Annotated in this window: 15 protein-coding genes; 3 read left to right on the forward strand and 12 right to left on the reverse strand. The window is 66.0% G+C overall.

What is annotated here, in order from left to right:
* Positions 1-12: 12 nt before the first annotated feature.
* The 10 genes from KVY23_RS18050 to KVY23_RS18095 all read right to left on the reverse strand — a co-directional run bounded on the left by KVY23_RS18050 (position 13) and on the right by KVY23_RS18095 (position 12,403).
* Complete coding sequence (locus KVY23_RS18050; RefSeq protein WP_230557666.1) at positions 13-2,244, reverse strand: hypothetical protein; 2,232 nt, start codon at positions 2,242-2,244, stop codon at positions 13-15.
* On the reverse strand, positions 2,225-3,526 hold the full coding sequence (locus KVY23_RS18055; RefSeq protein ID WP_230557667.1) for a glycosyltransferase family 2 protein: 1,302 nt from the start codon (positions 3,524-3,526) through the stop codon (positions 2,225-2,227). The genes KVY23_RS18050 and KVY23_RS18055 overlap by 20 nt, the downstream gene beginning before the upstream one ends.
* Positions 3,527-3,585: 59 nt before the next feature.
* On the reverse strand, positions 3,586-4,518 hold the full coding sequence (locus tag KVY23_RS18060) for a glycoside hydrolase family 16 protein (RefSeq protein WP_230557668.1): 933 nt from the start codon (positions 4,516-4,518) through the stop codon (positions 3,586-3,588).
* Positions 4,511-5,209, reverse strand: coding sequence for a DUF998 domain-containing protein (locus KVY23_RS18065; protein ID WP_230557669.1), 699 nt, complete (start codon positions 5,207-5,209; stop codon positions 4,511-4,513). The genes KVY23_RS18060 and KVY23_RS18065 overlap by 8 nt, the downstream gene beginning before the upstream one ends.
* On the reverse strand, positions 5,206-6,489 hold the full coding sequence (locus tag KVY23_RS18070) for a hypothetical protein (RefSeq protein ID WP_230557670.1): 1,284 nt from the start codon (positions 6,487-6,489) through the stop codon (positions 5,206-5,208). The genes KVY23_RS18065 and KVY23_RS18070 overlap by 4 nt, the downstream gene beginning before the upstream one ends.
* The gene (locus tag KVY23_RS18075) at positions 6,486-8,150 is read right to left on the reverse strand and encodes a lipopolysaccharide biosynthesis protein (protein WP_230557671.1); all 1,665 of its coding nucleotides are present in this window, start codon (positions 8,148-8,150) and stop codon (positions 6,486-6,488) included. The genes KVY23_RS18070 and KVY23_RS18075 overlap by 4 nt, the downstream gene beginning before the upstream one ends.
* On the reverse strand, positions 8,147-9,952 hold the full coding sequence (locus tag KVY23_RS18080) for an alpha/beta fold hydrolase (RefSeq protein ID WP_230557672.1): 1,806 nt from the start codon (positions 9,950-9,952) through the stop codon (positions 8,147-8,149). The genes KVY23_RS18075 and KVY23_RS18080 overlap by 4 nt, the downstream gene beginning before the upstream one ends.
* Before the next feature lie 73 nt (positions 9,953-10,025).
* Positions 10,026-10,976, reverse strand: a complete 951-nt coding sequence (locus tag KVY23_RS18085; protein WP_230557673.1) for an amino acid--[acyl-carrier-protein] ligase — start codon at positions 10,974-10,976, stop codon at positions 10,026-10,028.
* Positions 10,976-12,139 (reverse strand): acyl-CoA dehydrogenase family protein, encoded by a 1,164-nt coding sequence (locus KVY23_RS18090; RefSeq protein ID WP_230557674.1) that lies wholly within the window; start codon positions 12,137-12,139, stop codon positions 10,976-10,978. Before KVY23_RS18090 ends, KVY23_RS18085 begins: the two co-directional genes overlap by 1 nt.
* Positions 12,140-12,145: 6 nt before the next feature.
* A complete protein-coding gene (locus tag KVY23_RS18095; protein ID WP_075841076.1) occupies positions 12,146-12,403 on the reverse strand; it encodes an acyl carrier protein in 258 nt (85 codons plus the stop codon).
* 329 nt (positions 12,404-12,732) lie between these two features.
* On the opposite strand from KVY23_RS18095, the gene KVY23_RS18100 reads away from it, so the two are divergent.
* The gene (locus KVY23_RS18100; RefSeq protein WP_230557675.1) at positions 12,733-14,142 is read left to right on the forward strand and encodes a hypothetical protein; all 1,410 of its coding nucleotides are present in this window, start codon (positions 12,733-12,735) and stop codon (positions 14,140-14,142) included.
* A 102-nt stretch (positions 14,143-14,244) separates the two neighbouring features.
* Complete coding sequence (locus KVY23_RS18105) at positions 14,245-15,849, forward strand: Hsp70 family protein (RefSeq protein WP_230557676.1); 1,605 nt, start codon at positions 14,245-14,247, stop codon at positions 15,847-15,849.
* Positions 15,850-15,901: 52 nt separating this feature from the next.
* Here KVY23_RS18105 and KVY23_RS18110 read toward each other — a convergent pair whose 3' ends face one another.
* A complete protein-coding gene (locus KVY23_RS18110; protein WP_230557677.1) occupies positions 15,902-16,429 on the reverse strand; it encodes an Lrp/AsnC family transcriptional regulator in 528 nt (175 codons plus the stop codon).
* A gap of 102 nt (positions 16,430-16,531) precedes the next feature.
* Here KVY23_RS18110 and ald point away from each other — a divergent pair, with 102 nt between their 5' ends.
* Positions 16,532-17,614 carry an alanine dehydrogenase gene (ald, locus tag KVY23_RS18115; protein ID WP_230557678.1) on the forward strand — a complete coding sequence of 361 codons (1,083 nt, stop codon included), beginning with the start codon at positions 16,532-16,534 and terminating at the stop codon, positions 17,612-17,614.
* Between the two features lie 6 nt (positions 17,615-17,620).
* Here the strand turns inward: ald and KVY23_RS18120 are convergent, their stop codons facing one another.
* On the reverse strand, positions 17,621-18,928 hold the full coding sequence (locus KVY23_RS18120; RefSeq protein ID WP_283604811.1) for a YibE/F family protein: 1,308 nt from the start codon (positions 18,926-18,928) through the stop codon (positions 17,621-17,623).
* Between the last annotated feature and the right edge of the window lie 204 nt (positions 18,929-19,132).

A 19,132-nucleotide genomic window follows, 5' to 3' on the forward strand; every position in this document is an offset into this window, starting at 1 on the left:
CCCAACGAGGTTTCATGCAAGCGGACGCTCGTAGACGATGGTGTCGGCGTCCTGATAGAGCAGTGACCACGTCGGATTGGCAATCAACCACCGCTCGAACGTCTCGGCCGCGCCGTCCCGCATGAAGCCGTAGTAGTTCATGGCCTCGAGCGATTGACGGGTCAGAATCACGTAGGACGGCGTATCCCGCTGGGAGGCCTCCCACTCGAACGCCTCGAGTTGCACGGGAGTGGGGAACTCGAGCATGTATTCGGGCCCGTAGTAGTTCAACGGGGCGTCGAAGAGCTCGTTCGCCTCGGCCTGCTCGACGTACTTCGCCGTCGATCTGATGGGAAAGCCGGCCGGATAGAGCATGGTGAAGGCGGACCCGGCCGGTGCATCGGCGACCAGTTCGTGCGTCAACTCGATCTGAGCTTCTCTTTCGATGATCAACGGCCACAGGCCGTAGTAACCCTGCAGCCCGAACGTCGCTGCCCCGATGGTGCCCAGGGCTGCGCACGCGAACGCGATTCGTGCGCCCACCCGGCGCAACGCGGAGCTCGCCGCACCCGGCTCGGCGTCCAGCGCTGCCAGGAGCATCGGCGCGATCAACAGCACGCATCCTGGGATGGCGTAGAGGTAGACACGGAAGATTGCCTCGCCGCCGTAACTCTGTCCGGCGAGCAGACCGATCGAACCGAACGCCATGACCATCGGAGCCCAGAACGTCTTCTTGGTGCGCCAGGCGTACACGACAGAGATCAGCGCCAACCCGAACACACCGGCCGAGAGTGACCGACAGATCAACGAAGTCACCTGCTTACCCAGAATGCCTTCCGTCTGGACGTTGCTCGCGGCATTCTCGACCGGATCGAACCCGGACAGCAGACCGTACGGCGCCACGATGCTCAATCGCGGATAGAGATAGCCGAAGAGGACCAGTGCCAGAGGAAACATCAGCCACCACGGCTTGGCGCGCCCGGTGACAAGAAGGACACCGGCGACAGCGAAGAGCCAGTACGGCGTCAGCTGATGGCTGGGGACCAAGGCCGCGAAGGGGAGGATGGCGAGGAAACCGGCCGAGCGCAGCTGCGTCGACGCAAGCAGCAGCACGAGGAATCCGGCCGCGAGCACGAAGCCGAACCCCTGCGGGGCGTAGTAGTCCTGGCCCACCCAGTTGACGAGTTCGGCGAGCATCGCGGCGGTGATCGCAACACGGGGACGCAGCTTCAACACCCGCGCGAGGCTGTAGACGAACACTGCCGTCAGGATGTGCGTCATGGGCGCGAAAACGTGCGCCATTGGCAGGATTCCTAGACCGGTGACCTCGCTGAACCACGCGGTCACGACGAAGAATCCCGGCCACTGCGCGTAGATGTCGATCCCGTTGGGGGGCAATGCACCGAACGAGAGGATGTACTCGGTGACCGCGACATGCTTGTACGTCCACTCGTACACCGGCGCTTCGGTGACGAGGGGGATCGTGAGCCGCTGTACGACAATGGCAGCGCCGATGGCGGCGACGGCGGTGCGGAGCTGCCCGCGTCGGATGGCCGTCAGGAATGCCCCGACGATCAACGCCATGCAGATGACGAGAACCGGTCCGGTGCCGGCCGAAAGCAACCCGAACTGCGAGTAACCGGCCCGCTCCAGCCCAGGGAGCGAGGGGAGCCACAGCACGAGCGCCAGCGCCAGCAGCAGTGCGGCCACGTGGCGGCGGAGGAACTCGCGGTCCCAGACCGTGGTGGCCGAGGACGTCAATCGTTGCGTGATGCGCGCGCGGGAGAACGCGTACTGCGCCCAGCTGAGCCAGCGGCCCAGAGCCGGCCACTCGTCGTGTCGGCGGAACCACAGCACCGAGGAACCCAACTGGGCGAGCACGACGACGACGGTGATCGACCGCGGTGCCCACTGATAACCCCACATCGCGGCCAGCGTCACGAGGGTGAGCGAGGACAGACCGAGGATCGGCACCGCAGCCAACCGCGCCCGCGGCGGCACATAGACCCAGGTCATGATCGCCGAGCCCGGACCGGTGAACACGGTGAACGCCAACAGAACCGCCCGTAGCGGTGCGGGCAGCGGCAGCATCGCCGCCAACGCCGTGATCGACGCCAGCACCGCGAGATCTGCGAAACGTACACGCGGACGAATCGGCGCCGGTATCGCCTCACGCACGGTCGGCTGCTGCTGCTGTGGTTGTGGGTGCGGGGCGGGCTGCTGCTCGGTGGGAGCGCTGCGGAAGTCAGTCGAGGACAGGCTCACGGCTCACCTCCGACAGGGGACTCCGTCGTCGACCTTCGCGCCGGCTACGGCGCAGGGCAGCAGGACCTTTGGCGATGGACAGCAGTTCCATACGGCCGATTCCGTCGGGAAGGTCGGCGGCCAGGTCGTCGGGAGGCGAGGCCACCCGGCTCATCTTCGCGGACAACCGGACAGCACTGCCGAGCCGGCGCACCGCCACCCGCGCGGCGAGCGTCGCGGACCGCCGATTCGTGGCCACCGTCGTCAGCCACGCACCCAGCCCCAGCCCGTACCCACGCGCCTGCACCGCAAGCGCGTCGGAATCCGCACGGTGGCGGTGCCAGACGATGGCCGCGGGCTCGTAGACCAGTTCGTCGCCGGCCATGAGCACGCGGAAGAACATGTCCAGGTCCTCGCCGCCGTTGGTGGGTGACCCGACGCCCAGTGCCTCGTCGAAACCACCCAGATCGAACATGCGCTCCCGGTCGACAGCGAAATTCGCACCGGTGCCGTAGATGCCCACCTGGAACGGAAACAGCGGAACGTCTGCGGGCGGGTGGGCGAGGTCGTAGATGCGCGGCGTCACCGAACTCGCCCAGCCGACACGCCGATCGAAATATGCCTGTGCGTGCGTGCGGATCTCACCGCTGGGCACGATGCCCGATACGCAGGTGACGCGTTCGCCTCGGCCGAAACCGCGCGCGATGGACGTCAACCACCTCGGGTCCACGCAGACGTCGTCGTCGGTGAACGCCACGATCGAGTGACGAGCAGCCCGCAGTCCGGTGTTGCGTGCACGCGAGAGTCCCGCGATCGGCTCCGACACCACCCGCACGCGCGGATCACTCAGGCCGGCAACGTAGGAGCGCGTCGCGTCGGTCGGTGACGCATTGTCGACGACGACCACCTCGAAGTCCGGGTAGTCCACCGCCAGCACCGACGCCAACGCGCCGCGGAGGTGATCGATCCGGTCCCGTGTGCAGATCACCACCGAGATCGGCGGCTGCGCTGCAAGGTTCGCAGAGTCGGTGCCTGCATACTGCTGGGGTATCTCGAGCGTTCCGACGGCAGCGAGGAGCTCGGCGATGTCGACGCCGTGGGACACGATCGGCAACTCGACGAAACCGAGCGGATCCAATCCACGCCGCACCAGAAGGCGCGCTCGTGAATACCCGTCGGCATCGGCCAGGGTGAGAGAACCCGTGCCTGCCGCGGCGCCCGACTCACTGATGTCGATGTGGCCGATCCAGACGGCGCCGTCCCAGTCGGGCAGCTGCGGGCTGGTCAGTGCGGGCTTCAACACGTCGGTGGGTCCTTTCGGTACTGCCAGGTAGTGCTTCGGGTGCTGGTTCTTGGGCTCTGTCAGTCGGTTCGGTAGCGAACCCAGTCGATGGACATCGTGGCGGGGAACTCGGTGTCCTCGGTGGTCGGGCCGGGCCACTCGCCCGCAACGGCCACGTTGAACAGGAGGTAGGCGGGCTTGTCGAACACCCAGTATTCGGGGCCGCCGGTCAGGTCGGCAGGTGTGATGGTCGCCAGCGTCGTATCGTCCATGCCGGTGACGATCCGGCCAGGGCTGCGCTCCACCCAGTAGACGTGATAGCCCTCGGACAGTGGGGTGCCGAGGTATCCGGAGGCTCCCGCTTTCTGACTGGTCAGACTGCCTGCCTGCGGGGCGTGGACTCCGGTGTGGAAGTTGTCCGTCTGGTTGAGCGTCTCGATGACGTCGATTTCGCCCGAGATGGGCCACCCGACCTCGTCCATATCGGTTCCGAGCAGCCAGAACGCCGGATGCAGACCCTGACCGGACGGCATCTTGATCCGTGCCTCGACGCGGCCGTACAAGAACTCGAACTTGTCCTCGGTGGTCACACGCGCGGAGGTGTAGCCCTCCGGCGAGCGCAGCGCCGAGATCGAGAGATTGCCCGACCCGTCGTGATACGAGTTCTCGATCGAATCGGTGTAGTCCTGCTGTTCTTCGTTGCCCCACCCGGTCTTGCCGGTGTCGAAACTCCACCTGGCCGGATCGAGCGCGGTGCCCTCGGCGCGATCGAACTGGTCGTACACGGTGAACCCGTCCACCGTCTCGACCGGCTCGGGATCAGGCTCCGGCCACAGCTCCTGATAAGCGACGAGCCCCGACACCGCGAAGGTGGCCGCGACGACGGCGATGCTCAGCAATTGCGGCCAGATCTTCCGCGGCTTCGGCTCTGGCTGGGGCTCGGGCTCTGACTGAGGGAGCCGTCCCGATGAAGGCAACCGTGAGATCTCCACGGTGTGGAGGCGCTCATTCATTTCTGGCGCCGGCCAGTATCTTCAGGCGACGAGCCGTCGCACGGTGAGCAACGGCCAGCAGTACCGTCGCGACGAGGATGGAGTAGACGACGACTCGCTCGATGGTGCCGCTTCCGAGGCCGAACTCATGCCCGCTGATATAGAAGAGCCCAGCGGCAAGACCGAGCCCGCCGAGTGTTGTCACCGCGATGCGGATGGTTCGCGGGAGTGTCCTGTGCCCCCCGGCCACCATCATTCCCAGCGATCCGACGACGAACATCACGGTCGCGCCGAACGAGTGAATCTCGTAGTTCGCGGACTGGCTGACCACACCCGCCACAACCCCGCCGATGCCCGCGACGATGAGCAGAACTCCACCGCGCGCATCCAGACAACCCGTGACGAGCCAGCACAGCGCCGCCACGATCAACGCGAGACCGAACAACGCGATCGAGACGTTCATGGCCGGGTAGAGAGCACTGCACGGCCAGTTGCCGGTAGGGCCGCAGAACTGCACACCGAGCTCGCTGACGAAATTTCTCCGGTAGCTGTAGAGGCCGCGCCACGTCGCCGAGACGACATACTCCACCACCAGCAACTGCACGACGGAAATGCCGGCCCAGTAGCCGATACGGGCCCACAGCGAGGCGTCGGGACCCGTCGTCGGTTTGCCCCGCAACGCCGACTTGACCTGCTGGACCTGCGTACTCATCGCGACATCTCCTGGGGGTTGAGCAACGTGAACGGGTCGGTGAGTGCGAGCTCGAGCGCCGAAGAGATCGTCTCGGCGTCGAAGACGTTGTCGTGAAAGGAAACCGACACCTGGAAGGTGCCGCGGATCTGCATGGAGGTGACCACGATGGAATCAGGTCTGGTCGGTTCACTGATCGTGAAGAACCCGCACTGGGAGGGATTGTCGCTGCGCCAGGCAATGTCTTCGAGCTGGGGTATGCGCCCGATATCCGAGAAGGTCAGTTGGGCAACGGGGTTGGGAGTCGTGGTCGTTGCCGCACTCGAAGGCAGGGCCGAACGAGTCCGCAGATACTTCAACGTGCTCAGCGTGCCGGCAGCGAGGGGGCGACCCATCTCGACCGCGTTGTTGACGGCACGGTGTACCGCCTCGGGTGACGTCGGATCGACTCCGACGAAATCGACTCCGACGGCGAAATTGCCCAGCACCGGCGTGCCCGCCTTCAGATAGCGCCGGCAATCGAACAGAAACCCCGTGGTGTCGGTGGTGGCGACGCCGCGTTCGTTGAGGGCGCGCGCTATCGCACCACATTGGAGTGCGCTGATCGATATGCCCGGAGCATGTCGATCTCGCCATCGGCGCAGAGCCGTTGTCGCGCCGTTCGCGGACGTGGCGACGGCCAACGCAGGCGACCGCGTCCAGGCCATCGTCTCCGTTGTCGCGGCGGATGTTTCGGCCGGTGCAGCGCGATGGAATTTGCCGAGCAGGATTTCTGCGACCTTGCGGGGGTTGCGGACCAACCAGCCTCCAAGAGCCCCTGGTAGCGGGTCTCGAATCGAGCGCACGGTAGCCCACTCGGGTAGCTCGGTGTCGGCGGACGGGTCGGCGAGCGCGGCGACGATCGCCACGGGCAGTACAGCGTCGCTGAGTCCATGGGAGAGATCGATGATCAGGTAGTTGCCGCCCAGCCGAGCGCGGAACGGGGCATCCGTCGGGTTGGTGGCCAAGTCGATCATCACGCTGGCGAGATCGGACTGACAGAGCGGGTCGATCGCGGTGACGTCTGCGCAGATGTCCTCAGGTCGATAATCCCAATGCTGCGAAGTGGACGTGGCATGCAAGCCGAGACGTGCCGCCGGACCGGCCGAAGCCAGTTGCAGCAGGCGGGCCCGCACTCGGTCGAGGCCGCCGAAATCTGCGGGCCCCAGGGCGCAGATTATGCGCGCGTTCGAGCGCAACATGTCGATGGCGCTTGCCTTGTAGGTGCCCCGGCTCGCGACAACCTCGGATGACGGGCTCATGGCGTGTTCCTTCCGGGAGCGGGTGCGGGTCCGCGGTGGAGCGGATGCACGCCCCATGGCCCGGCATCGGGTGGTGTGTTGCGAATATGGTTGGCGCCGGCATACTCCCGGGCGGGTGGGCGTGCCGCGGCGTCGGGAACCGGATAGCGGCTCGGATCTTCCAACGGTGACGGGGGATCCGGCGGCCCCGGTGGAGTGGGGCCGTCCGTGGGCGGGGCCTGCCCGCGTCGCGAAAGCTCCCTGATCCACCGAATCAACGGGATGATGAGTACCACCGCGCCGAAGGCCTCGGCAGCGAGGTACGCCCATGCGACGGCGGCGATACCGAGCGAATCGGACAGTGCCAACGATCCGGTGATGATGATCGTGGTGGCGATGACCTGCACTATCACCGCCAGACGCATGCGCCGCTGAACCCGCGCGAGACCGTCGTACAGCGAGCCGATGACCGACAGTGGAATGGTGAGCGCGGCGAGATGGACGATGATCGTGCCGTTCTCGCGGTACCCCTCGCCGATGAGACCCAGTCCGAACGGTGCGAGGAATGCGAGGAAGAACGACCCGCCCAACGCGACGATGCACACCATCGTCATGAAGCGTTTGGTCAGGCGGCTGAACTGCTCCGGATTGCCGGCGACCTCCGCCACGAATGGGCCGACGAGGACGCTGATGAGAATGTACAGGGCACTCACGATCGACCAGGTGAGCGCGAAGTACGCGTTGGCTTCGGCGCCGAGGGTCGCGACCACGATCATCGGAACCAACAGGGGCGCGAGCGATCCGAGCGCCGTGATGCCGTACGCCGAACCGAAGTACGACCACAGTTCCCGCCGCGGCGGCAGATCGGGGGCGAGCTTGTAGCGGGCCTCGGTGCGCAGCGCGCGCAGGATCGATCGCAGCACGACGACCGAGGCGAGGACGGCGGGTATCGCCCATGCAGCGATGATGGCAGTACTCTGCGCGGTCGCGAAAAGCGCAAGGAGAAGAACGAATTTCACCACGGCATGGAAGACGTTCTTGGCCGCTGCCCATCGGGCGACGCCGAGGCCGGACGAGGTTTGATCCTGTAGCGCAAACACTGCGAGGACTGCGACGAAGAACGGAAAGGACACGATCTCGGCGGTGCTGGTGAACATCTCGCTGACCGGCGCGACCAACAGGAAACCGGAACCGAGAACGAGCGCGAAGACGGTGATGGTCAGATAGCCCCGGATGACGAACGATCGGGCCATCCACCCCGACACCGGGAGGAAACGTTCGTACATCGAGCCGAGGCTCAGATTCGACAGCGTCGAGAGCATCACCGCGGAGGTGATGACCGCTGAAGCGCTGCCGACCTCGGCGACCGGGTACAGCCTGCCCGCCGCGGCCCAGAACAGTAGTCCGAGGCCACCGGTGACGACCGTGGAGAGCATCAATGCCAGCGAGTTCAACGCCAGGTTTCGGTCGGAGCTCTTCGTGTCGGCGTCGGCGTCAGGATCGGCATCATCGTCGGGACCGGTCGGGGTGATACGTGATGCGATATACGGGTTCTCGGCCTGGATCCCCTTGATCGGCTCCGTCAGACCCATGTCCCAGCGAACCGGCTCGAGTGGATACCGCTCGAGCCGTTCGAGGCTGCGATGCCGCGGAGGGGCGATCCTGGGGGCGCGGTGCTTCACCAAGTAGTCCAGGTGATCGGTACCGGTGGCGCCGGTGCGCTGATCTCGACGTCGAAGGCCTCCGAGACGGCCAGCAGCAATTCGTGTCGAACGGTCTCGCGCAGATCGCGGCCGTACAGGGAGTGGTCGCCTCCGGCGAAAGACTTGACCACCGGGCCTGCTCCGGTGTTGCCGCGGCTCCGCTTGCGGAGTCGCCGCATTCCCTCGGGCCCGCGATTCTCGACGAACCACTCGGTGTCCTTCGGTGACAGCAGCACCGTCGTCCGTACGTTCTTGGCCGCCAGTGCGCGGAGCGAGATCTCGGGGACCTGAATGAGACCGCGGGTACCGAGCCAGAACCACAGCGGGTACGGCATCGAGGACTGCAGGCGGTTCTTGACCTTCACGCCTGCGTGGTGCAAGTGGTCCAGCGCCGCTGACGCCATCCCCGCATCCTCGTCCTGATGCATCGACGAACGCTTGACGAACTCGAGGCGGCGGGTGGTCCAGTCGATGGTGTTGAGCAGGACGGCCGAGTTCACACCGAGCTCGCGGGCGGCGAAGCTCGCGTACCAGGACCCCGAGCACAACCCGGCGACCAGCACGTTCCGTGTGGATGTGCCCGCCGCGTGAACCGCAGCCAGCGAATCCTGATTGCCTTCCTCGCTGTAGAGCTTGGCGATTTCTCCGTCGGCGACCGCGCCGCTTTCACCGGTGCCGCGTCGATCGAAGCGCACTACCGATATGCCCTGGGCCGCAAGGGTTCGAGCCATTTCGACCCAGCTTCGTACCGGACCGACGTGGTGTTCGTTGGCGGTGGCATAGAACACCACGGTCGGTCCGCCTGGAATGCAGGCGTGCGAGGTGGTGCGAATCGCGAACAGCTGTTCCGGACCGAGGGGCTCGAGGCTCTCGTGCACCGCGTTTTCGTCACCGAACGAGGCGATGGTGCGCACGGGTACATGAACGCGGGCGATGTGATCGCCGAACTGCGCGGCCGTCCATGATGCGAGGTGCGCGATGTCCGCAGTCGGCAATACCACCTCGAAGTCGGTGGGCTCGAGGAACAGTTCGTGATCGGAAAGGGTGTGCACCGCCGCGTTCTGGTTCTTCACCACGGTGCGAACAGGTTTGGCGTCACCGCGTTCGGGTCGGGTTGCCACCAGCACCGGGCAGTCGAACGGGGCCAACTTGGTGGTGTCGAGAGCACCGATATCGGTGTGGACATCGGCATGCAGGACGGCGCCGATGATGGACACCCGCGGGTCGTCGTCGGCATCGCGGGTGACGCTGACCGAGTACAACGCCCGCTGCTCGTGCAGGAACGATCTGCCCCGAACGACGGGATCCCACAGCGTGAGTGCCGTCAGCGGTCCGCATCGCTCGGCAACCGACGCGCCCAGCAGAGCGCCCGCTCGCAAACCGACGAGGGCGACCTCCGGCAGCACGTCTTGCTGCGGCTGCAAGCACTCGCGCGCGAAGCCGACCGCGGTCTCGATACTGCGCTGCCAGCGCGCGACGATACCCGGATCGTCCTGCATGCCGTGTGAGTCACCGGTGCCGAGGTAGTCGAACCGCAGGACGAGAAGCTCTTGGCTGCAGAGCTTCTGAGCGAGCAGGGTCATCCCGCGGTAGGAATCGACCTGCTCCTTGCCCAGAGGCGGACACAGCACGACGGCGCCGCGAGCGAGGCCACCGGCAGGGACGTGCACCGTGCCGAACAGTGGCTCGGACTCGGACCCGAACCACGTGGAGAACTTCCCGCCGACCGTGGCGGCGCTGATCGGATTGTCGCTCCGCAGAGCGGTAACTCGACTGTTCACTGCAACGTCCTGTTCGTGGCTGTCATGTCCATGCGTGAAGCACGCTGAGCCGTGCGGGTTCGTCAGGAGGGGGTCAGCGAAACCGCAGTGCTGCCGGCCAGCCACTGCGGTCGAGGCCGTGAGTGCGCAGCATCGCCAACGCAATTCGCTCCATGCCGAACCCGACGCACGCGCTGTGCGCGGGCTCGCCGTCGGCGGTCTCGATGCCGAAGGTGTGGCCGAAATGGTCGCGGTGACAGTTGCACGAGACCACCGCTGTGCCGTCGTCGAGGTCGCCGTAAAGCTTGACCACGAGCTCGGTCTTGAGGTTCTCGTTGCGCTGGTTCGCGGCGAGCATGCGCCCGGCGCGGCCGAAGAACGGATCGTTGGCGATGACGGCCTCGGCCTCGAGGCCGAGGTCTGCCAGTACCTGCAGCCCGCGCGAGACCCACCGCTCCCGATGTGCGACTGCCTCGTCCGGGGTGCCGACCCGCACGTACTCGTGCATGCGGAAGGCCTGCATGCGAGCAGGATCCACGGCCGGTTCGTGGCGGAAGCAGTAGCCGTAGATGTCGAGCAGGCGCCCCTCCTCGGGGAGGCGACCGGTCATCATCGAATACGACGGATGGCACGCGGCCGAGACCAGCATGGTGCCGGCGGACTCGAGGTGGTGGTCCCAGTCCCGGCCTTCGGAACGGTCGGCGAGTAGGGCGGCATGCGCCTTGTTGTCGCCGTCGAAGGTGTTGATGGCGCCGGTCAGGTTGGGGAACGACGCGATGTAGTCGGTGCGCTCGAAGGCTTCCCGCGGGAACACCGGTGGGAAACGAAAACGCGGCGCCGAGTATCCGTGCTCGGCGTCGCCGGCGGCCTTGACGGCGTCGTCGATGGTGTCGATGATGTCCTCGAACTCACCGGAGCGGCCGTAGAGCCCTTCCACCGAACTGGGGACGAGTAGTTCGGCCTCGATCAGTTCGTCACGAAAGCGGGCCCGCGCCGAATCGAGTTCGCTGATCTCGGTGACGCCGATGTCTTGGGTCGCGGTCATTACTTCCCCTTGTAGACGAGGGCGAGCTGGGAATTGTGGCCGAGGATGCGCTCGTTGCTGACCATGATTGCCGAGCCGTGCGCGTCCCGGAGATGACGGCCGATGCTCAGGTCTCCGTCCTGCCGGTAGCCCGAAATCCCACAGATCTGCAGCGCCTTGCCGACGATGTCGATGACAAGCGTCGAGGCAGTCACCTTGACGTTGTTGATCTTCACCGCGAAACCGATCGCGCCGAGCTCCTCTGGTGAATCGGCGATGGCCTCGTACTTTGCGGCTGCCCCGAAAACGGTGTCGACGAGCTGCTCGTGCACCACGTAGAGCTCCGCGAGACGCAGCGCACTCGGCGGAGTGAGACCTGGTGTGCGGCTGGCGGCCTTGCGCACCGACTTGCGGGCCTTCGCAACCGCGGCGTCGGCGATGCCGAGCCAGGCCGAACCCCACAGGATGTGTGCGGCCGGGAGCATCGTCTGCGAGGAGATGTCACCGTAGTTGTCGCCGAGGATGTTCGACGTCGTTGCGGTGGCTTCGAGCTGGAAGCCCGGGCTACATGTGCCGCGGAAGCCGAGGGTGTCCCACTCGCCGGTGCGGGTGAGAACCACGTTCGGCTTCTCGCACACGACGAGGACCTGATCGCTCGGCGGGCTGTCCTGTGAGCGACGCGCCGTCGCGAGAACGAACTCGGCGTAGTCGCCGTACGAGATCACCGGCGCTGTCTTCGACAGGCTGATGTGCTCACCGTCGTATTCCACGGCGCAGCTGCTGGTGCGGACGTCGCCGCCGATGTTGATCTCGGTGGTCGCCGACGCGACGAGCGGTTGTTCCGCAGCGAGGCGCCTCAGCAGGGCGGCCATGGCGTCGGACTTGCCGTGACGCACGATGCTGAGCACCTGTGATTGATGCATGACGAAGATCATCGCGGAGGAGGCGCACTCGGCGCCGAGGGCGCGAGCGGTGCGCGCAAGCTCGCTCAACGAGTGTCCGCCGCCGCCGAACTCCGTGGGAATTCCGGCGGCGAGCATGCCGGCCGAGCGCATGGCCTCGACCGATTCGGCCGGGAAGCGGGCGTCGCGATCGACGGAGTCCGCGTGCTCACGCAATACTGCGAGAACATCGGACACGGTGAGCGCGTCGGCGCTGTTGTCTGTGTCGTACACGGTGGTCATGGGCGATCAGTCCGTCAGCCGTGCGATGGCGGAGGTGATGGCGTCGATGCTTCCGAAGGTCGACTTCTGCAGCATGGCGTCGGGGAACTCGACGTCGAACTCATCTTCGAGCGCGATCATCACGTTGACGCTTGCGTGCGAGGTGAGACCGCTGTCGTAGAGGTCGGCGGAGGCGTCGATCTCGGCGACGGGTACCGGCAGCTTGCCGAACTTCTCCAGTACGTCCCGTACCCGTGCGCTGTCTTCGGAGTTGAGCGTCTCCATGCGAACCTCCACCAGATCTCGTGTGCTTGACGAGACCGGCCGGCCTCGCATTGACCGTGGGTCGAAGGACGTGAACCGTTCCGACCCAGCAGTCTCCCCAGACCCACCCAAACAATATCCTAGATTGTTTTAAAGCGTTACGCTGCAGTTCGAGTTTGTTGAAAGGATCTTTTTCGGCTCCGCGTTCACCAGCGGTGATGTGCACCGCGCTGTGGCGCACGACGCACTTTCACCGCTCTCGTCGAAGTCGGAGGCGATGAGCATCGCTGCACGCCAAGTACTGTTGAGCGGACGTCGGGATCGTCCAAGTCAGAAGGAAATTCTTGCCGATGGGTGCAGTCTGCGGCGTGGCCGTGGAGTCGGACGCTGTCCGAATCTCGTACTTCCGAGATGGGGAGCGGGTCGAGGACTCGATAGACGCCGAGGGGGCCGCAGGGCTCCTCAACGGCAAACTCGTCGACTGCGGACCTTTCGATGACGTCGTCCTCACCGGCCGTGACACCGTCGTAGTCGAATCGCTCCTCGACTCTCTCCGCGGCGGCCCCATCTCCAGAGCTCGCGTCGTGGACGAGGGCGGTGCGCTGCTCGCCTACGCGCGCTCGGTCGAAGAATTGGCGCACGCTCGTGCCCTGCTGGTGTTGGACCTCGGGAGAGACGGAACATCGGCCTTCACCCTCGATGTAGCGGCGGGAGAAGTGACGCGGTCGGACCGCCGCACCCTCCTGTCCGGGGAAGCGCTCGACGACGTCGTCGAACAACTCGTGATGACCAAGGGCATTCTGCCGCCCGCCTACGGTGCCGAGGCCGAGCGTGAGTATCGCGACTTCTTCCGTGAGCTGAAAGAACTGATCACCACCTCTGCCGGCGTTCGTGCCCCAGGTGGGGGCCCCATGCTCCTCACGCGTGAGGAATTCGAGAACGCGATCGACCCGACGGTACGACGCACTCTCGCCTGGGCAGCTCCCACCGAGCCCGACGCCGTCATGCTCATCGGCGGCGGGGCGCGCATTCCGCTGATCCGCACGCTCGTCGAGCAGCAGTGGACCGTGCCCCTCGTTCTGCCCGAGTCGCCCAGTTCGGTCATCCTGCACGGAGCCGCACTCGAAGCGGTGCCCCGGCTCGAAGTCGACGAGAGCGTTGCCGTCGCGCCCGTCGAGGCACCCGAGAGGGCGGTATACACGGATGGGCCGACCGAGGCCTTGCTCGCCGACCCGGATCTCGAAGAACATACAGACCCGGTCACGGACCCGATCCCCGTCGTCGCACCCACGCGCGAGGAATCCGGCGCCGTGGACCGCGGTGCCGCTCTCGATACGTCCACAGCTTTCGAGGCCCTTGGCGCCGCACCGGCCGAGGCGGACGGAACTCGCGCGCGCCGCCGAATTCGGTGGTCGGTGCGCGACGCAGCCGGGTTGGCAGGCCTGGCAGCGATCGTGACGGTCGTGTGGGGCGTGATCTTCCTACGCGGGGACACCCCACCGCCCCCCGGAATAGGCGTCGACCCTGTGCCCGCGGGCACGACGGCGGTGGTCGAACGCGTGCCGGCCCCGGTGGAACCTGCGCCGCCGCCGGCTGTCGTCGAGCAATTCCCCGAGGCACCGCCGGAGGATTTCGGCCAGTTCGACGAGTCGCAAACGGGTGGTTTCGATTCGTTCGATACCGGCGACCCGGGGCTGGGTGCCGAGACGTTCGGGGAGGGCTTCGTCGAGCAGGAATCCGGGTTCGGCGTCGAGAATTGACCCCGCAGCGGGCCAGGGCCACCGCACAGTGCGTCCCCGCACCCGGTAGCGTGGCCTTTTTGGGCGCTACAGTCCAGTGTTCAACGAAGTGAGGCCGAGACGATGACTGTGTTGCTGGGGGTGTCCATGGGCGCCCACGCCGTACGCATGGCTCTGCCGCGCAACGCTGCCTCAATCGCACCGAAGACGCCGTCGGCTCCTCGCCAACTGTTCTTCAAGAACCAGGTGATCGACACCGTCGACGAGAACGTCGAGTACCTCGCCGCCGAGTCCATCAGCGCACTGGCAGCGGAGTCCGAGCCGTCGATGGCCACCGGCGTCGCCTACCGCGACGCCAACCAGGCAGATGCCCTGCACCGGGCACTCGGCAATCAGCACTTGCACAACTATCACCTGGTGCACGAGGTCGAAGCGGTGGTGGAGTACCTCGTCGCGAGCGGTGAAGCCGCCGGGTACGGCACCGTCGCGCTGTACGACCTGGGCAGTTCCGGCCTGAACGTCAGTGTGATCGACCTGCTCACCCGGCGCGTGTTCGTCACCCGGCGCAGCGCCGAGTTCAGCGGAGATCATTTCGACTCGATCCTGCGCGACAACCAACTGGAACGTCTCGGCAAACGCCGCGATGCGCCCGATATCGAGCTGTTCACCCGCCGCTGCCGCGTGGCCAAGGAACGACTCTCGGGTAGCGACGCGGTGTGCCTGCCAGACGCGAGCGGCATGATTCTGCTCTCCCGTGACAGCTACGAGGATCTGATCACCGACGAGGTGGATCGATCGATCGAGTTCGCGCGCGAAGTGATGATCGGGGCGCAGGTGCCCATCGACGCGGTCGTGCTCATCGGCGGCGGCTCGCGGATCCCGCTGGTCCGCAAAAGGGTGGGACCGGCGCTCGAGCTGCCGGCGCTGACCCCCAACGAGCCGGAGTCCGTCGCGGCCCGCGGAGCAGCGCTTTCGGCCAGGCCGGTCGAGGAGCCGGTCCGCACCCGTCCGCGCCCCGCCTTCGCTGCTGCAGGTGGCGTATCTCCCGAACGGGGTTCCTCGGGTGGGGGACCGGTAGACACCCTGACGCGCGAGGAGTATCCGCTGACGATGCCGCCGCTCGTCACGACGCCGGCGCCTCCCGCTGTTGTCCCGCCGCCTGCAGCCTCACCGCCGCCTGCAGCCTCACCGCCGGCGGCACCGGCGTCGTCGACGAAATTCGCGTTGCAGAACGTCTATTGGCTGGCCTCGGACTACGAGGACGACGATGGCGAGGACGATGCAGAGCGTCGGAGTCGGCTGGTGCGGTCGTGGTCGGTGGCCGCAGTGGCAGCGGCTGCAGTGGTTGCGGTATCCGGCTTTCTCCTGACCAGGCCGAGTGACGCGCCGCCCGTCGTCGACACTGCGGTGACCGATGCACCCAGCGCCCCCGATGCGGTGACGCCGGATGCGCCCGCCGCGCCGGTGGCCCCGCCGCCGGAAGTAGTTCCTCCGCCGGCGCCCGAAGTGCCCCCAGTAGGCGACGTTGCCGAGAACCCGGCGCCCGCACGGCCCGCACAGCCGGCACCGGCGCCTCAGAGTCCGGAACCGCAGGAGACCGAGCAGGCTCCCGTGCCGCAGCCGCCTGCTCAGGTGCCGCCGCCGTCGCCGGAGCCGCCGCCGTTGATCCCGGCGTTTCCCGATTTCACGTTGCCGACCATCCCGCCGCTGTTCCCACCCGCGCCGTAGGGCGCCTTCGGCGCATGTGCGCGGAAATACATAGAGGGCTATGTACTTCCGCTCACATGCGCGGAGCGCCGTTCTTGCGGGGTCGGACGTGCTCGAAGATGAGGATCGTTTCCGTCGCGTACACAGCGGGGTGTGCGCTGAGGTTGTCGACGACGAAGTTTCGCAGAGCAGCGGTATCGACCGTCGCCACTTGAATGAGGAAGTCGTCCGCTCCGGCGATGAAGTAGATGTTCAACACTTCTTCCAGTGAGGCGATCTGTTCGCCGAACTCCCCGATGTGTTTGCGGGCTTCGGCTTGCAGTCGAACCGAGATCATCGCCTGAATGCCCTGCCCGAGTGCCTCTGGGTCCACTTCGGCGTGAAAGCCCCGGATGACGCCCCGTTCCACGAGCGATCGAACACGACCGAGCGCGGTCGAGGGGGCAATTCCGGCGGCCGCGGCCAGCGCGTTGTTGGGAATGCGGGCGTCACGGCGAAGCTCGTCGAGCAGGATGTGGTCGATATCGTCGAGTTGCACGTGCCGAACATCATTCGGTGGGCGAGCTCCACGACCTCCTCGGGGTGAACTATCAGAAGCCATATCGAGACTCTACAGAATTATGTTCACATCTGTTGTGAGTCTTTCGCTGATAATTCATAGTTTGCTTCATAACCCGAACCTGTTCAGCTCTGGGAGGATGCCATGAAAATCGGAATTCCACGCGAGATCAAGAACCACGAATACCGGGTGGCCATCACCCCGGCGGGCGTGCATGAACTGGTCTCGCACGGACACGAAGTGATCATCGAAACCGAGGCGGGCGCAGGCTCGTCTTTTTCCGACACCGACTTCAAAGCAGCAGGGGCACAGATCTTCACCTCGGCGAGCGAGGTCTGGGATGCAGCCGACCTGCTGCTCAAAGTCAAGGAGCCCATCGCCGAGGAGTACGCGCGGCTCCGCAAGGACCAGGTGCTTTTCACTTTTCTGCACCTCGCCGCATCGAAGGCGTGCACCGACGCGCTGCTGGCATCGGGCACCACCGCAATAGCCTACGAAACCGTCACCGCCCCCGACGGTTCACTTCCGCTGCTCGCCCCGATGAGCGAGGTCGCGGGGCGGCTCGCGCCCCAGGCCGGGTCGTACCACATGATGGCGAGCGGCGGCGGCCGCGGAGTTCTCATGGGCGGCGTCCCGGGCGTACGCCCCGCGAACGTCGTCGTCATCGGCGCCGGAGTATCCGGCCGCAACGCCGTCGCGATCGCGCACGGCATGCATGCCGACGTCACCGTGCTCGACCTCAACGTCAAAGCGCTCCGAGCCATCGACGATCAGTACCGCGGCAGCGTCAAGACCCTCGTGTCGAACGCCCTGGAACTCGAGCAGGCGGTCCTCGACGCCGACATGGTCATCGGTGCCGTCCTCGTCCCCGGTGCGAGAGCGCCGAAACTCGTGTCCAACAGCCTCGTTCAGCGCATGATGCCGGGTTCGGTGCTCGTCGACATCGCAATCGACCAAGGTGGATGCTTCGAGGACTCGGTGCCCACCACTCATGCCGACCCCACCTATCGGGTCCACGAATCGGTGTTCTACTGCGTCGCGAACATGCCAGGAGCCGTTCCGCGTACGTCCACGTACGCGCTGACGAACGCGACGCTGCCCTACGTGGTCGCCCTGGCCGACAAGGGTTGGGAAGCCGCCTGCGAGGCCGACGCCGGACTGAAGAACGGCCTCACCATCCACGACGGCGCGTTGCTGTCGGAATCGGTGGCCGCAGCCTTCGCGTGAGCCGCGCTACCTCGAGTGCCGCCCCGATTTTCTCGCCGGCGGCTTGGGTGCGGCCGGGGTACCGGATTCGGCGACGCCACCCGGCCGGGCCAGTAGCGCCGCAATCGCCGTCGTCAACGGTACCGACAGCGAGAGCGCGATACCGCCGACGGCCGAGCGGACTATTTCGATCGCCACGGCGTCACCGGTCAGTACATCTTGGATGGACCGACCGGCGACGCTGAAGAGCAGCAGCAGCGGGAGCGCGCCACCGGCGTAGGCGAGGACGAGCGTGTAGACGGTGCTGGCGATGTGGTCTCGGCCGACGCGCATCGCAGAGGTGAAGATCGACCGTCGCGTCGCAGTGGCGTCGGCGGCGGCGATCTCGAACGCCGATGACGCCTGCGTGATGGTGACGTCGTTGAGAACGCCGAGCGAGCCGATGATGAATCCCGCGAGCAGCAGACCGGTGATGCTGACGTTCTGGATGTAGGCCTGGACGTCGGTGTTCTGTTCCTCGGACAGGCCGGTCAGGTGAGTCATGCGAATGGCGACGTAGGACAACACCGCTGCCAAGGCCATCGAGGTCAACGTGCCGAGCAGAGCCGAGCTGGTCCGCAGGTTGACGCCGTGCGCCAGATAGAGCACGGCATAGAGAATGATCGACCCGGCAACCAGCGCGGCGGGGATGGCGGGCGCGCCGTCCAGCAGGGCGGGTAAGAGGAAAATCACGAGCACCCCGAACGCGATGATCAGACCGATCAGCGCACGAAAACCGCGCCACCGGGCGACGATGCAGATCACCACGGCGAAGACGCCGACGATGATGCTCAGCGGCAGGCCTCGGGAGAAATCGTTGAACGAGTACTGCGTCGTACCGCTCGGGTCGGTCTGGCGTACGAGGCGGACACTCTCGCCCGTTCGAATATCGGGCTGACCCGGCCCTGGCACGATCTCGAGCAGCGTGCGGGTGCCGGCATTGGGCCCCGACTCGATGGTCACGATGCTGCGCTGACAGTCGTATCCAGCCCCGACGGGTGGCGTCGGATTGCCGGTGAAGACGCGACCTGCCGATGCGCTTCCGCACGCGCCGATGTCCTGCGAGATGACGGTGCCGGCTTCGGTGTTGACGGTGCCGCCGCCGGATGTCTGGAACGGTAGCGGGATCTCGACGCTCTGCTCGCCGGGCCACAGCGCGACCGCGCCCGCGATCACGGCGATTCCGATCGCTACGAGTAGGCCGACGACTATGCGTGCCGCAACCGGGCCGACCGGTGCGGGTGAGTTGCTATGACCGTGTCCATGACCGTGTGACTCCACGCTGCAAGTATCCATGGGTCCGATACAGCGGGGTCCCGCAGCGCGGTCCGAAGGTGTTGGAGCTCGGTGGCGGGGAGCAGGGGGGGCGTCCCCCGCCACCTTCCTGATCGCCCCGGGGGGGTGGGGTACGACCAGTGCTCGGGCACAACGAGGTGCCGTCCGCCAATCTACATTCTTCTGGTGAAAATGCCAGCGGCGGGGAGATGTCTTTTCCCGTCA

The organism is Rhodococcus sp. I2R (assembly GCF_020889545.1).
GTDB lineage: Bacteria > Actinomycetota > Actinomycetes > Mycobacteriales > Mycobacteriaceae > Rhodococcoides.

Coding starts and splice junctions, on each gene's coding strand:
- KVY23_RS18095 (WP_075841076.1), bottom strand. CDS start 12,403: ATGGAGACGCTCAACTCCGAAGACAGCGCACGGGTACGGGACGTACTG.
- KVY23_RS18120 (WP_283604811.1), bottom strand. CDS start 18,928: ATGGATACTTGCAGCGTGGAGTCACACGGTCATGGACACGGTCATAGC.
- KVY23_RS18100 (WP_230557675.1), top strand. CDS start 12,733: ATGGGTGCAGTCTGCGGCGTGGCCGTGGAGTCGGACGCTGTCCGAATC.
- KVY23_RS18090 (WP_230557674.1), bottom strand. CDS start 12,139: ATGACCACCGTGTACGACACAGACAACAGCGCCGACGCGCTCACCGTG.
- KVY23_RS18085 (WP_230557673.1), bottom strand. CDS start 10,976: ATGACCGCGACCCAAGACATCGGCGTCACCGAGATCAGCGAACTCGAT.
- KVY23_RS18070 (WP_230557670.1), bottom strand. CDS start 6,489: ATGAGCCCGTCATCCGAGGTTGTCGCGAGCCGGGGCACCTACAAGGCA.
- KVY23_RS18060 (WP_230557668.1), bottom strand. CDS start 4,518: ATGAATGAGCGCCTCCACACCGTGGAGATCTCACGGTTGCCTTCATCG.
- KVY23_RS18065 (WP_230557669.1), bottom strand. CDS start 5,209: ATGAGTACGCAGGTCCAGCAGGTCAAGTCGGCGTTGCGGGGCAAACCG.
- KVY23_RS18105 (WP_230557676.1), top strand. CDS start 14,245: ATGACTGTGTTGCTGGGGGTGTCCATGGGCGCCCACGCCGTACGCATG.
- KVY23_RS18110 (WP_230557677.1), bottom strand. CDS start 16,429: ATGGCTTCTGATAGTTCACCCCGAGGAGGTCGTGGAGCTCGCCCACCG.
- ald (WP_230557678.1), top strand. CDS start 16,532: ATGAAAATCGGAATTCCACGCGAGATCAAGAACCACGAATACCGGGTG.